This window comes from Mycobacterium sp. NGS49, assembly GCF_059812565.1.
In genome coordinates, this window is record NZ_JCALCX010000024.1 from 26,148 (window position 1) to 40,978 (window position 14,831).

The following is a 14,831-nucleotide window of genomic DNA, read 5'->3' on the forward strand; positions in this document are numbered from 1 at the left end:
CTGAACCCACCGGGGTTGCCGGGGTCGTTGCTGAAACATCGTGCTCTCTTTCTGCTTGCTACTTATGCGTTTGTCTGGGTAGAGAAGTCTCGCGATAACCGGTGGTCGGGGAACCATTCCCCGTCCGGCAACAAGGACGTGAGGTGCTCGATCGCGACCGCGGTCGCGAAGGGCGTGCCGGGACTGAAGGTCGAAACCCATTCGCCGTCGAAGGCCCGGGAGGGACTGACCAGCACCCGCCCGGCGGTGGCGTCGACGATGCTCAACCCGACTTCGGTGGTGGTGTGCGTGCCGTCCCGGTTGCAGCCGGCGACCACCTCGACATAGCTGCGCGGGCCGGAGAACACCGACTCCACCACCGACCGTGCGGAGGCCGGGACGCCCAGAAAGTCAAGGACTTCCGCAAGCGGCGCGCCGGACCGCAGCCGCTCGTCGGCGCGGGCCCCGACGCGGGTCGGCATGGTGAACGCCTCGAACCGGGCCGGGGGGCGTTGCATCAGTCCGACGCCCAGCACCGGAACCAGCGCCCGCGGGTCGTCGATGTCCATCACCGTGAACGTGACCAATTGTGCGCTGCGCAGCGCCACCACGGTCACACCGGCACGCTGGGCGACGATGCCGCGCAACATGTCATCGGCGCCGGTGACCGAGCCGGGGCCGACGTATCGCAGGTCGAGCCAACGGTCCGGGAAGCAGACCACCTTGATCCAGTCGGCGATCGCGGGGTTGATCGCACCGTCTTGCGGTGCGACCACCCCCATCCGGGTCAGCTCGTCGCGCTGACGGTCGAAAAAGGCAGTTCGTTGCGCGGCGTCCCGATAGGGCGTGGTGATGGCGAGCACCCAGGGAAAATTGCCCGCCCCAACACTTTCGGCAATGAACCACGCCTGATCGACCGTCAGCTCGACGGCGTTGGGCGTAGCGTCCATCTAGTTGGGACTAACCGCCCCACTTGGCGGCTTCGGCCTGGTCGCGGGCCATCATCGACATGGTGTTGGCCTCGTGGGTGCTGGCCATCGCCTGGTAGGCGCGCACCAGGTCCTCCATGGCTTGGTTCCACTGCACCTGCCAGGCCTGGTACGTCACCCCGGTGTCGCCCTGCCAGGCATTCTGCAGCGCGGCCTGCTCGGCCGAGATGTCGGCACCCAGGCCCTGCAGCGTGCCCGCGTAGCCGGACATATCGCCGGCGTGGGCGAGCATGGCCGGGTAGTTGTACATGATCTGCGACATGAGAAATCCTCTCTGGACGAACCGGCTCAGAAACCGGTGTAGGACGAGGCGGCCGCCGCGTCGGCAGCCACATACGTGCCGGCAGCCTCACCGAGGTTGGCCTGCGCGATGTCCAACAGGGTGTTGACCCGGGCCGCTACCTCCACGAAGCGGGCGTGCGCGGCTTGAAACGCGGCCGAGGACTCGCCCTGATGGAACGCCTGTGCGGACATCGCCGCCTGCTCGGCCTGACCGATCGTGTGCCGCATCAATCCCGCCTTGGCGCCGAACGCCGACTGCGAGGACACCAATTGCGGAATATGAGCATCCAACAAACTCACAACTTTTCCTTTCCACCTACGTGATTCATTCGAATCGGAATTCCGTCACCGACTGCTCGGCAAGTCTTCTCGCTGACTTCCGGCTACCCCTTCCTCTCGGCCCCGCTCCCAGGTCCCGGGCACCATCGGCATCCGCGGACCCCCACCGAAATCGTCGCCGGCCAGGGCCGTCAGCCCGGCCGCCGGCAACAGCGTCTCGGCGGGCAGCGTCCCGGCGAATCCGAACGTTCCGCCACCGCGCCCGGAAGCCTGGGTACCGCCCTCGAATGGCTCCGGTGCGTCGGGATTGCCGGAATCCATATCCAGATACTCGTCGCTGTGGTCGTGCAGCGGAGCGCGCCGGCGCCGCTTCGCCCGCGCCGCCGCACTGCTCACCGCGGCCGCGCCGGCCGCGGGAATGGTTGCCGCGGGCGCCTTGGCGCCGCTGCGGCCACCGACCGTTGGTCCGCAGCTAGGTCCCCAATCACCGCCCACCCCAACGACATACGGCGCGAAACTGGAGGTGGCAGGGGCCGGCGTCGCGGGCGCGCCCGCACTGGTGCCGGCGGCGGCCGATCCGGCCGGGGCGCCGGCGACGCTGCCGGTCGTCGGCGCCATCCCGGCGACCGGCCACGCGGCGTGGGCACTGGTACCGACCAGCGCCAGCGGCGCCGCGACGGCCGGAAGCACGACCGGCGCGGCAGTGGGCAGCAGCGCCGTGGCGCTCAGCCCCAGGCTGAGCGCGACCGGCAGCAGGAACGGCGAACTCAGGATCAAGGCCCAGGTCGGCCAACCCACGAGGTTGAAGAACACCTGGTAGGCCAGCGCGAACAGCAATGGGCCGTAGGTGATGATCGCCGCTTCGGGATTGGTGAGGAAGGCGATGATGATTTTGATCGTGTTGCCGATCGGGTCCTGCAGGAACGTCGCAATCTCCTGCAGCATCCAGGAGTAGAAGCCGGTGTAGGCGTTGTACAGCTGCTGCAGTAGTTGCACCAGCCACTGCCACGGATCCGCTGCGGCCGCAGTGGCCGTCCAGCCGCCGGCCTCGCCGCCGGGATTCAGCACCGCGGGGGCGGGGTTGGTACGCGGCGCCGATGCCAGTGCCGCGCCGGTGGCCGCCTGATAGAGGGCCATGGTCGCGGCGGCCTGCAACCACATCCGCAGATAATCGGCTTCGTTGAGCGCGATGGGAATGGTGTTGATACCGAAGAAATTCGTCGCTACCAGGACACCGTGCAGCAGGTGATTGGCCGCCAGCTCCGCCAACGTCGGCATCGCCGCCAGGGCGGTGCCGTAGGCCGCGGCCGCCGTGTTGAGCCGGGCAGCCGTCACCGCGGCGTCAGCACTGGTCTGCGTGAGCCAGGCCACGTAGGGCTGATGCGCGGCCACATACCGCGCGGCGCTCGGCCCCTGCCACGAGCCGGCCGCAACCGCCCCCAGCAGCCCATCCAGTTCCGCTGCCGCCGAGGCATATTCGGCGCTGAGCGCGCTCCAGGCCCCGGCGGCCGCCAAAAGCGACGCCGGACCCGGTCCACTGCTCAGCAGTGCCGAATGCACCTCCGGCGGCGAAGCCACCCAGATGGGCCCCAGGGGGGAGCTCATCAGCCGCCCGCCACCCCGTAGGTCGCAGCGGCCGCCGCGTCACCGGCGAGGTAGCTGGCTCCGGCATCGGCGACGCCGACGCCGGCCCGCCCCAGTTCTTCGACACCCTGGGCGGCAACCGCGGTGTGCTCCTGGCCCTGCGCGCTGAAGCCGGCGGCGGTCTGCAACGACACCGGGTCGGCCGCAGGCGGAACGACCGCGGTGATCAACGGCGCCGCACTGGCGTGCGCTGCAGCCAGTCTCGCCGTCAGCGCCTCGACAGCGGCGCTGGCAGCGGCCAGTCCCTCCGGAACCACTCGCAACGTCATGACTGACTTCCCTCCTGTTGCGTATCACCAAATAACGCGGCCGCACCGACCATCGGATTGACCAACTGCACGAATGTCGGGGTGTCGCTGTCGGACAACAAGATTCCGCGGCCGGCCGGCAGCCGGCTGAACCGCTGGCCGCGGATCTTGCCGCTGTCCTGCGGGTTGCCGGCCAGCATCAACGTGGTGGCTTGCAGGTCGTTGAACCTGCGCAGCAGCGGGTTGGTCATCAGCCCGTGCGCCGATCCCGACGCCCGGCCGGTGACGATAACCCGCAATCCCAGATCAGCTGCCTGACCCAGCAGGCCGATCAGCGGGGTCCACGGGCGCTGCCCGGCGTAGGGCCCGCTGGTTGCTGCCGAATCCGGAAGCTGGTCGACGTCGTCGATGATCAGGTAGTGGGTGTGACCGCCAAAGGTCCAGCGCGACAGCTCGGCCGGCGACATTCCGGCGGGCGGCCGACGCGACTCGATGATGTTCGCCAAGCCCAGCATCGCCGGGGTGATCCGGTCGATGTTGGCCGTGTACTCGTTGTCCGGGAACAGCGGCTCGTCGACCAGGTGCAACCGGCGGTCGAGCACGGTGAAGGCGACCGTGTCGGCGGTCGAATTCTCCCGGATGGTGCGGATGATGTGCCGCAGCAAGGTGGTCTTGCCGGACTTGCTGTCGCCGAACACCATCAGCAGCGGGTTCTCGGCGAAATCGTGTACCACCGGCGCCAAATCTTCTTCGCGCTGGCCTAGAACAACTTGGTCGATCTGTTCCGGACCCCGATACAGCGGGCCGACCGCCTCCGGCCCCAGGTTGGTGGGCAGCAACCGCACCGGCGGCGCCGTCTGGCCCGGGTAACGCGCGTTGATCGCCGGGATCTGGTCCAGCTCCGGCTGGGCGAACAGGAAATGCTGGGCGGCCATGGTCAACCCGCGGCCCGGCTGGTCGGGCGGAACGGCATCGGCCGGACGGTGTAGCGCGCCCACCACCCGCACGTTGCTGTCGCGCGCGTCGTGCAATCTGAGCTCGAGGCGCAGCCCCAGTCCGTCGCGCATCGCCAGCGGCACCTCCAGCCAGCTGGGCGTGGTGATGACCACGTGGATGCCATAGGCAAGCCCGACATTGACAAGCTCAGTCACCTTCGCCAGCAACGGGTTTCGAGTGTTGAACTGGTCGACGTTGTCCCGCCCGAACCCGTACAGGTTGTCGATGACCAGGAAAACCTCGCCGAAGCCGTCATCGGCGGGCGTGGATCCCGCGGAGCCGTTGCCGTGGCCGTTGGTCCGCCCGTCGCGGAAGGCCCCCCGCCGCTGGCGGGACAGCAGCAGCTGTTCCAGCTCACCGAACGTGCGGCGGATGCGTTCGGGTTCCAGGGCGGAGGAGACGCTGCCGACGTGCGCCAATCCTTCCAGGGCACGCAGCTGTCCGCCGCCGTAGTCCAGGCAGTAGAACGTGACGTCGCGGGGCGAGTGCAGGCTGGCGGCCGACATGATGAACGTCTGCAGCGCCGTCGATTTGCCGGACTTGGCACCACCGTGAATCACCATGTTGCCGGCCGCCGACGTGGCGTCGAACACCAACGGGTCGCGGCGCATCTCGAACGGCTTGTCGACCTCACCGAGCGGCCACCGCCACTGCCGGGCCGGCACACCCGCCCGCGCCAGCGCCGCGGTGAGCGGGATCGGCTCGTCCAGCGGTGGCAACCACAGCTGCGGCGCCCGCGGCCCATAGCCCGCAAGTTGCTGGCCGATGGTGGCGATCAGCTTGCGCGGCGGTCCGATCGGCTCGTCCTGGCCGTCACCGGAGATCACGGTGCCCGGATCGGGCTCCACCGCACCGGCGGGGAACAGCTTGGGCTCCGGAATAGACTGCATCACCATGGTTTTCGCCGTCTGCGGCGGTTCGTAGATGCCGTCGACGTAGGTGGACCGGAACTTGATCGGGGCCGCACCCGGTGCCGGCACCAGGAACCCGATGCCCTTGTGCTCCTTGCCCGATTCGATGTGGTAGGCGTCCTCCACGCCGATGATCTGGCGTGACACGCTGGGGCTGGCCACCTTCAGACCGATCCGGTAGGAGGTGTTCTTGTCGATGTCCTTGATCTTGCCGACGTCCAGCGTCTGGGAGGCGAACAGGATGTGGATCCGGAAAGAGCGGCCTTTGCGCGCCACATAGTCGAACAGCTCCGCATATTCCGGATGGTCGGCGAGCATCAGGGTGAACTCGTCGGCTACCACGAAAAGTGTTGGTATGGGCGCCAGGTCGTGCCCATTTGCAATGGCGTTCTCGTACTCGGTCACCGAGTTGAAGGCGCTGCCCTGCACCCTGCGGCCGGCGTCGCGCAGCAGCATCTCGCGCCGGGCCACCTCGCCGCGCAGCGTGTCGGCGAATCGGTCGGCCAGCGACTTCTTCTCGGCCATGTTCGAGATCACGGCGACGACCTGCGGGAAGTTGCGGAAGCTGTCGGCCCCGGCCTCGCCCTTGAAGTCGGCGTAGATGACGATCAGCCGATCCGCGGAGTGAGTGGTCAACAGCGACAACAGAATCGACATCAGGGTTTGCGACTTGCCCGAACCCGTCATACCGATCATCAGGCCGTGCGGACCCATCCCGCCCTCGGCCTCGTCCTTCAGGTCGAACATCAGCGGTTCACCGGTGGCGGTGACGCCGATCGGGACGCGCAACTCGTCGTCCCGATTTCGCGGTGCCCACAACGCGGGCACATCCAGCCGGGACGCGTCCGGGATGCCCAGCAGCGTGGTGAAATTCGCGCCGCGGGTGGCCGCTGAACGCAGACCGGTGTGCGTCGGATTCGAGTCCCAGCGCGACAGCCGCCGCGCCAGATGCGCGGCCTCGCGCGTACCGAATTCGTCGGCGACGTCGATGTAAGGTTGCCATCCGCCGGTCTGCCACCGCTCGATGGCGCCGCCGGCGATCCGCAGAATCGGCTTCTCCGGGTCGGAGTACTGCTCCCGGTGCGGCGCCGTGTCGGAGAAGTGCACGACCGTGACACCCGCGCGTCCCGACGCGAGCGTCGAAACGTTCAGGTCATAGTCGGGGTCGTCCACCACGATCAGCAAGTGCCGCAACGCATCCACCGGGCGGCCGGTGAACGCCGGGCGGTCGTCCAGCGCGGGCGCGAGCAGATCTGCCAGTCGGTCGGCATCCTCGGTCAGGTAGCGCGCCGGTCCGACACCGTCGAGCTGACCCGGAATGTCTACGTGCGGCAGCCATTTCAGCCATGACCAGTCTTCGCACTCCAGGTCGGCGCTGGCCAGCGCCACACCGAGCACCGTAGGGTCGTGCCAGGTCACCGCTTGCGCGATCCAGGCCCGCACCGCTGCGCGTGCCTGCTCGGCGTCTCCCAGCACGGTGATTCGGGACACCTTGGTCAGGTCGATTCCCGTCGGGATGTCGCGGACGGTCCGCTGGGTGTCGAGCAGGCTCCGTAATGCACTGTGCGACACCGGTTCCAGGTCGATCTCGTCGGCGGTGTCGTTGACCCGCAGCGCGGTGGCCAGCGGCGCCGAGTGGCGGCCGGCCCGCACCACCAGGAAGTCGGGATCGTGCGGGTCGCGCTCCCACTGTCGACGCGAACCGGGCACCGCGGCCAGGGTCTGCGGCTCGGGATGCGACCACTGCGCCGCCTCGCGCTGCTCTGCCGCCTGGGCCCGGATGTTGTCCCGCACCACTGACAGGTAGCGCAGATAGTCGGCGCGTTCGGCGTCGACTTCCTCGGTGCGCATCTTGTTGTCGTTGCCCCGGTAGAGCGCGGTGGCGGCCAGCAGCAGCACGAACGGGAAGAACAGCGTCTGCGGGGAGATCACCTTCATGCCGGTGGCGAACAACGCCACGATCATGCCGACGATCAGAATGCCGATCAGGTACGGCATCGCGCGCCGGAACAGCGACGGCGGGATCGCCCGGGGCAGTTCCGGTGGCGCCTCGATGGTGATGGTGCCCTTACGGGCACTCGGCGGCGTCAGCCGCCGACGGGCCTCGAAGATCAGTCTGCTCATCGGGGCTCCCCTTCGGCGGTCACCGGGTGGCCCGGCCGGCTGTCGGGCGGCAGGCCGTCATGCGCCAACAGCGCATCGGCGCGCGACAGTGTCGGACCGGGTGCGAACAAGGACAGGATGGACCACGGGATGCCGAGCGGCGGCGACGCGAGACCAAGGGCCTCAACCGCTTTGCTGCGACCGGTGGCTCCCGAGCGGCCGTCGGACTCGTTGTCGATGCCGTAGCGCACCCCGGTGTCGGAGACCCAGAACAACGACCCGGTGGCCGGCGCCGCCGGACCTCCGCCGACGGTCTGGGTGAAGTATCCGGAGCCGGGCGCAATCGCGACTTTGGCTCCGCCGCCGACCAATTCGACGGTGCGCAGGCCGTCGCGCACCGGCAGCGCCGACCCGGACAGCAGGCTCAGCGAGCTGGTGGCGGCCCCGGCGGGTTTGCTCCAGAACGCGCAGGTGATCGGATTGCTGGCCGCGTTCACCAGGGTGACCGGCTGGGCGGGATAACTGCCGGTGTCCAGCATCCGCGACGCCGGCAGTTTCGCGATGTCATCCGCGCCCAGGCGCGGAGGTTGTTGCAGCCCATAGGAGTTCGTATTGCGCAGGATCGCGGCCAGCACCGGCGAGATCGGCTGCAGCCCGTCGGGCAGCACCGCGTAATAGAGCGAGCCTCCTGGCGCATCCCTACCCAATGCGTACGACACCACTACGCCGCCGATCGGCGCGGGCACGGCAAAACCGGCCGGGCTGCCCGCGTTGGGGATGGGCGGCGCGGCCAGCGGCGGGGATTCCGGGATCGCGTTGAACAGGCCCGCCGCGATCGGCCGCGGTGCGGGCACGTCGGCCCCCAGCCCCAGTGCGTTGGTGACGGCGTGGTCGGCCAGGTCGATCCGGCTGCGCTTCCCGTCCCACAGCACCCAGGTGCCGTTGCCCCCGGAAGGTCCGGCGTCGACCAGGATCACCTGGCCGGACCCGATTGCGGCGGCGCGGGCACCCGCATTGTCGGGCCGTCCGGCGATGACGGTCACGCCGGTGCTGCGCGCCCCGCGCCCGGGCTGCCCGCTGACGGCGTCGCACACCGTCCAGTCGGCATCGCGCGCGGTGTTCTGCACCATGCGCTCCGGGGCACCCGGGATGCCGATCAGGTTGCCACGCGGAAACCGATCCAGCTCAGTGCTTTTCACGGTGGTCGGATTGACCGGCTGGCCGGCGATCAGACGGGCCGAGGTGAGGTTGAGCACCGGGTGCAACTGGTCACCCACGCGTACGTACAGCGCTGCGGTGGAGCGGTCGGCCAGCACCGTGTTGTTGCCCACCTGCCCGTTGGGCCGGATCAACGAGAAAACGAAACAGCCGAGCAACCCGGTGATCAACAGCAGCACGCCCATCAACACCGAACGCGACTGGGTGCGCAGCGGGTCGACCAGCATTCTGGTGTCGTGCAACGCGATTCCGGAGGCGATGCGGCGCATGACGAACCGCCACCCGGTCACCTGGTGGCGGGTGACGAAGCCCCGCCGGTAGTGCACCTGGTCGGGGTTCTCGTTGACCGGCGTCCGGGAGGTGAAGGAACGCCGTGCCTCCTCGTCTTCATACTCGCTCTTGCTCATGCCGGCACCGACAGTCCGAGACCGCGCAGCAGCGGGGCCACCGTGTTACTGACGTCTTGGGCGGTGATTGTCATCAGGTCCTCATCGGTGAAGTCGCCCGTACCGGCCTGTTCGGAGTGGTCAAGCCGGAACTCCCGCTCCTCCTCCGACCGCTCGACGATGTTGCGGACGAATCGGCCGTTGCCCGCGATGTCCAGGCTGCGCCGGTCGATTCCGTTGCTGTCCGGTGATGATGTCTGCGCCAGGTGGGTGAACAGCTTCTGCATGCTGTCGAGCGCGGCCTGCTCGAACAGGCTGTCGCGTTGTTGCGCCATCAGGTTCGCGATCTCCACCAGTTCCGCCGGCTGGTAGGACGGGAAGTCGATGCTGCGGGTGAACCGGGAGCGCAGACCCTCGTTGGTGTCGAGGAACTTGTCGAGGTCGGCGCGGTATCCGGCGATGATGACCACCAACCGGTCGCGGTCGTTCTCCATGCGTGCCAGCAGGGTGTCGATCGCCACCAACCCGAAGTCGTTCTTGGCTCCGGTAGCCACCAGCGCATATGCCTCGTCGAGGAACAGCACGCCGTCCAGGGCGCTGTCGATGATCGCGTTCGTCTTGGCCTCGGTCTCACCGATGTGCTGCCCGATCAGGTCCGCGCGGTGCACCTCGCGGATGTTCTCTCGCTTCAGCAAACCCAGCCCGCAATAGATCTTGGCGACGACGCGGGCGATGGTCGTCTTGCCCGTTCCGGGCGGTCCGGCAAACACCAAGTGGTGGGTGCGCTGGGCGACGGTAAGCCCGCGCTGCTGACGCAGCACCGCCATCGCGACGGAACTCTTGAGCCGGGAGACCTGGTTCTTGACCTCTTCCAGGCCGATGAAGTCGTTGAGCTGGACCTCTGCCTCGGCCAGCAGCGCCGCCTTGCGCTCGCGGGCGCCTGGGTCGACGAAATCGGCGTCACTGGGCTCGGTTTCGGGATTCCACGGATCGATGCGCGCCTCGATGCGCGCCGCGGTGGTGGTGACCATTCCGAAACTCGGGTCGGACAGTGCCTGCTCGATCTCTTCGTTCTCCGGATTGGCCGCGTAAAGTTCGTGCAGTACCTCGCTGGCCGCTTCCTCGTCCACGTGCGCGCGCAGTGCGAGGGCTTTGGCTAACGCGCCGTCGACCGCGGCGACGGCGATCGGACCTTCCGGCTCTTCCAGGTAGGACAACGCCGGAGCAAACATGCCCAACCGGGCCAGCGCGGTGCCGAGGGTGATCTTCACTGCGTGCGCGAAGGCCTCGTCGAGGTCGGGATCGTTGACGATCGGGGTCAACAGCTTGACGACGTCCGACCAGCGCTCGGCGCGATAGTTGACCACGACGGAGATCCAGCGGGCTTCACGCAGCTTGGGCCGGCGCTCGCTGATTCTTCGCACGATCTCGTCGGCCAGCGCGAACTGGCGTTCCGAGGCGAGCGCGGCGGCGTAGGCGAGGTGGAAGTCGTCGGGCGTGGCGGCGCGGAACTGCAGATACAAGCCGGTGTCGTACCGGAACCCGAGCGCCCCCGGCACCAGTTCGACCTGGCGCTGCAATATGCCGGCCGTGGCGGCCGTCCGCGACACCTGTTCCAGCACGTGCTTGGAGGTGTCCCCGGCTGCCGCCAGCCCGGTCCACGCGTCGCACTGGTCATGGGCGATGCGGGTCAGTGCGCTGAAGCCCGAGCGTGCCGCATGCAGGTCCGCGGGACGCTGCCGTTCGTAGACCGCGATGCCCAGGGCGCGACAGCAGGTGGCAAACCTGCTGACAACGTCGCCGTCTACCCTGCCGTCTGTCCGGGCTGCGCGCGGTTGAGCCGCCAACATGCCCGCAACACTGCCGTCACCGCGTTCCACGCCCCCGCCGTCTCCTGAAGTCAAGATCGCCATAGGCGAATTCCGCCTGAGGTTAGCCACACGAAGTTAGCATTCCCTAAGCTAACTGTCGAGGCGGCCCATTCCGCGTGATCCACCACTCCCACTCCTGTCCCAAAGCCTCTGACCTGCACATCTACCGAAACGTGAATGACGCGGGCCCGGCTACCGAAGCTTACTGAATATGATTTTCATTAACAACACCGGGGTGCGAACATCGCGGGGGGCACGATGGTGCACGCCGCCGTCGGCCTGAGGGCACACTGAAGTGGTCGTGCACGCGCCGGCAAAAGTTCCCTACGTAGCCGCTACGGCTTGGTGGCGCTGACCAGGGTGTTACGGGCGAACATCGGCCCCGCCTCGGAGTCCGGTCCGGGAATCGGCCGGCCGACCTCTTGTAGGTAGTCGTTCAGCGGTGTTCCGATCGCCGTCCACCCGTGCTCACCGAACCACTCTGCGGCCGGGGCACAGCGTTCGTTGTAGACCAACTGAAAGAAGGGACGTTCCTCGGCGGCGGCGCGCTCTTCTTCGACCCTGGCCTCGAATTCATCCCGCGGCATCGGAGCGCCGTCCTCGACGGCAACGTGGCTGCCGAGGGTGGCCAGTGCGTCGATGCCGGTGAACAACTGCTCCTGCGCGGTGGCCGGCAGATAGATCAGCAGACCCTCGGCGATCCAGGCGGAGAACAGGGCGGGATCAAAGCCACTGTCCTGCAGTGCTTTCGACCAGTCGTCACGCAGGTCGACGGCAATCTCACGGCGCTCGGCGCGTGGTTGCACGCCATGCTCGGCCAGCACCTCCCGTTTGAACTCCAGGACTTGCGGCTGATCCAGTTCGTAAACGGTGGTTCCGTCCGGCCAGGGCAATCGGTAGGCCCGCGAGTCGAGCCCGGCCGCCAGGATCACCACCTGGCGCGCCCCGGCGGCCGCGGCACGGTGGAAGTAGGCGTCGAAATACTTGGTTCGAGCCGCCTGAAAGTTGACGAAATGCCGACCGAAGTCGTCGCTGAGCAACTCGTGGTCGGGCGCAATGCCGTCAAGCACGTCTGCCCAGGAACCGCCGACGGCCCGGCAGAACAGCTCCGCATACGGGTCGACGACGAGCGGGTCGGGCTTTTTCGCCTCCAACGCCCGCGCGGTCGCGACGAACAGCGCCGTCGATCCGACGCTCGTGGTGATGTCCCAGCTGTCGCGTTCGCTTCGCACGCAACCGACCCTACGCGGGGCGGTCAACTGCGTCCGGGATCCCAGGTGCTCGGCAGCATCGGCGCCTTCGGACCGCCACCGAATTCATCCTCCACCAGCGTGCTCAATCCCGCCGCGGCAGCAGCGGTCTCGGTACGCACGGTGCCGGCGAACCCGAATCGTCCGGCGCCGGCCTGCGAAGCCACCGGCTCGCGGTCTTCGGGTTCGGCCCAGTCTGGGTCGACATCGACATTCATGTCCGCGAACTCGTCGCCGTGGTCGCGCAGCACGGTGCGCCGGCGCCGACGCGCGCGGGCCTGCTCACGGGCGGCAGCCGCGGCCGCCACCGCCGCCAGGTCGGGTTCGGACGCCTTCCTGCTGGCGCTGGCGCTGGCGCTCATGCCGGAACCGAAGCCGATGCCCGGGCCACCGCCGACCAGGAACGGGTAACCGAAACCGGCGGCGGGTCCGCCGGCAGGAGGCGCCGGTGCCGGCGCGGCGCTGGCAACGGTGCTGGCCGTGGGCGTGGGTGCCGGAGCGGGAGCCGCGGGCGCGGCTGACGCGACAACACTCGGGGCGACGGCGACTACCGGCAGCAGCGGCACAGCAGGAAGCGACGGCAGCAAGGGGGGCACGGCCACCGGCGGTGTCCCTGCCAGGCCAGCCAAGCCCGCCAAGCCCGCAACCGACCCCAGGTTGGAAACGGCGGCACCGAGCGCGGCGGCGATCACCTGCGGAGAGGTGACCGCTTGCACGATTTGCAGCATGTGGGTGGGCCAGTCCAACAAGGCGATCTCGATCAGGAACCAGATCGCTCCGTACGGATCCGTGGACAGCTGACCGACAAAGTTTTGAGCTTGTGAGCTCAATTCGACAGCACGAACACCCCACCAGATCGGTTGCGTGGCGTCGGTGTAGTCGTGTGCCGGGATTCCGTTGACGGTGCCCTCGAGGGGGTCCCAGTCGAACTGATTGTTCGTGAGCGTGCGCAGCACATCCGCAATGAAGTAATCCAACACGGTGGGATTTCCGTGATCGTGGCCTTCATGCTCGTCGTGCTCGCCTTCCTCGTGCTCGTGCTCCTCGTCTTCGTGGCCGTGGTCGTCCTCGGTGGCCACGATCTCGGGGGCCGGCACAGTCTCCGGCGACGACGCCACCGCCGCGCCCGAGACCGCCTCGTACGTCGCCATCGTGGTTGCCGCCTGAATCCACATCCGCGTGTAGTCGGCCTCGTTGAGCGCGATCGGGATGGTGTTGATGCCGAAGAAGTTGGTGGCCAGCAGCACCCCGTGAATCGCGTGGTTGGCGGCCAGCTCGACCATGGTCGGCATCGCCGCCAGGGCGGCGGTGTACGCGGCTGCGGCCGTCTCGTGCTGCAGGGCCGCGTTCGCGCTGCGCGTACTGGCCTGCGTCAGCCACGCCAGATACGGCTGATGCGCCCCCACGTACTGCACCGCGGTCGGACCTTCCCAGGCTCCGCCCTGAACCGCCGCCAGCAGTGCCAGCAGTTGGTCGGCCACCTCGGTGTACTCGGTGCTCAGGGCCGACCACGCCGCGGCGGCCGACAGCAGGGCACCGGGGCCGGGTCCGCTGCTGAGCATGGTCGAGTGCACCTCAGGTGGCGCCGCCATCCACATCGTGCCCATACCGAACGCCCCTCCACCGCCGAGATCTGGTTTTGGAGACTACTGATTTTGACAATCGTTTTCAATACGAGCGACGGAATGGCTCCCTATACCAGCGGCCGGCCGGTCCTGATCCTCCGATCGAGGTCCCACAGCATCAGGTTGAAGGGGAACTGCCGAATCACCTTCGGCAGCAGACCGTTCACCGTTCCGATCACCGCCGTCAGCCGGTCGAACCGCCGCTGCCTGGCCTCGTCCCACGGCAACCGCATCTCGTCGCGAAACCGTTGCGGCAGAAACCCGGTGGTGATCAGCAGATTGAAGCTCTCCGATCGGGTGCGCAGCCAGGCCGGCAACCGTACCCCCCGGATCCGCGACACCGCGATGGGATAGAGGAATTCCCGGACGGCGTCGTCGATGTGCACCTTGTCCAGGGACTCCTGCCAGTATCTGTCGAAGGCCGCGCGATCCGCCGGCCACAGTTCCGGCGGCACCTGCAGCGTGGTGCCGATCGACATGCCCTCCCGGTAGAGCCGATCGGCCTCCTCTTCGGGGATCTCGCCGACGAAGGTGCGATAGACGTCGATGCCGCCCTTGTAGATGCAGGCGGCGACCCACAGCTGCAGTTCGGGATCGAACGCGTTGTAGGGCACCGGGCTGTCGGGCGTCGAGTAGACCTGCGCGTGGGCCCGGTTCACGGCGCGGCGAAAGGCCGCCTTCTGAGTGTCGTTGCCGCCGTTGGCCACTGCGATATAGGTGAACGTCGTACGTGCCCGCTTGATCGGATGGCGGTCGATGCGCCCGCTCTCCACCCGGCTCTCCGCCACACCATGACCGACGCCGGGCCGCGCCAGCTCCATGATCACGTTGGCGGGGCCGGCCAGCAGCGCGACACCCATCAACCCGTAATCACGGGCGATCCGCCGCCGCACGCCGCCACCCGGACGCGGCGGGTCCGAAATCGGGCGCTCGACGTGGGGAATGCGCCGGTGCACCGTCTGTTCGATCGTCATCGTCGGCTCCTGCCATCGTGCCCAATTTGACAACGCTTGTTTCCTGATATTGGCCGCCGGTCGGCGCCGATGTCAA

The 14,831-nt window shown here is 67.9% G+C and carries 11 protein-coding genes; all 11 read right to left on the reverse strand.

The features are described from left to right. Positions 1–62: 62 nt before the first annotated feature. Positions 63–929: an ESX secretion-associated protein EspG gene (locus tag AC5Y7D_RS22500; RefSeq protein WP_499927842.1), complete on the reverse strand. Its 867-nt coding sequence runs from the start codon at positions 927–929 to the stop codon at positions 63–65. Positions 930–939: 10 nt separating this feature from the next. After that, positions 940–1,230: a WXG100 family type VII secretion target gene (locus AC5Y7D_RS22505; protein ID WP_499927844.1), complete on the reverse strand. Its 291-nt coding sequence runs from the start codon at positions 1,228–1,230 to the stop codon at positions 940–942. A gap of 26 nt (positions 1,231–1,256) precedes the next feature. Then, complete coding sequence (esxG, locus tag AC5Y7D_RS22510; protein ID WP_499927845.1) at positions 1,257–1,550, reverse strand: type VII secretion system protein EsxG; 294 nt, start codon at positions 1,548–1,550, stop codon at positions 1,257–1,259. Between the two features lie 45 nt (positions 1,551–1,595). After that, positions 1,596–3,134 (reverse strand): PPE domain-containing protein, encoded by a 1,539-nt coding sequence (locus tag AC5Y7D_RS22515; protein WP_499927847.1) that lies wholly within the window; start codon positions 3,132–3,134, stop codon positions 1,596–1,598. Then, on the reverse strand, positions 3,134–3,442 hold the full coding sequence (locus tag AC5Y7D_RS22520) for a PE family protein (RefSeq protein ID WP_499927849.1): 309 nt from the start codon (positions 3,440–3,442) through the stop codon (positions 3,134–3,136). Before AC5Y7D_RS22520 ends, AC5Y7D_RS22515 begins: the two co-directional genes overlap by 1 nt. After that, positions 3,439–7,452, reverse strand: a complete 4,014-nt coding sequence (eccCa, locus tag AC5Y7D_RS22525; protein ID WP_499927851.1) for a type VII secretion protein EccCa — start codon at positions 7,450–7,452, stop codon at positions 3,439–3,441. The genes AC5Y7D_RS22520 and eccCa overlap by 4 nt, the downstream gene beginning before the upstream one ends. Then, complete coding sequence (eccB, locus tag AC5Y7D_RS22530; RefSeq protein WP_499927853.1) at positions 7,449–9,056, reverse strand: type VII secretion protein EccB; 1,608 nt, start codon at positions 9,054–9,056, stop codon at positions 7,449–7,451. Before eccB ends, eccCa begins: the two co-directional genes overlap by 4 nt. After that, complete coding sequence (gene eccA / locus AC5Y7D_RS22535; RefSeq protein WP_499927951.1) at positions 9,053–10,915, reverse strand: type VII secretion AAA-ATPase EccA; 1,863 nt, start codon at positions 10,913–10,915, stop codon at positions 9,053–9,055. The genes eccB and eccA overlap by 4 nt, the downstream gene beginning before the upstream one ends. A 326-nt stretch (positions 10,916–11,241) precedes the next feature. Further along, positions 11,242–12,138, reverse strand: coding sequence for a class I SAM-dependent methyltransferase (locus tag AC5Y7D_RS22540; RefSeq protein ID WP_499927855.1), 897 nt, complete (start codon positions 12,136–12,138; stop codon positions 11,242–11,244). A 23-nt stretch (positions 12,139–12,161) separates the two neighbouring features. After that, positions 12,162–13,763: a PPE family protein gene (locus AC5Y7D_RS22545; RefSeq protein WP_499927857.1), complete on the reverse strand. Its 1,602-nt coding sequence runs from the start codon at positions 13,761–13,763 to the stop codon at positions 12,162–12,164. A gap of 86 nt (positions 13,764–13,849) precedes the next feature. Further along, positions 13,850–14,755 (reverse strand): oxygenase MpaB family protein, encoded by a 906-nt coding sequence (locus AC5Y7D_RS22550; protein ID WP_499927859.1) that lies wholly within the window; start codon positions 14,753–14,755, stop codon positions 13,850–13,852. Positions 14,756–14,831: the final 76 nt, after the last annotated feature.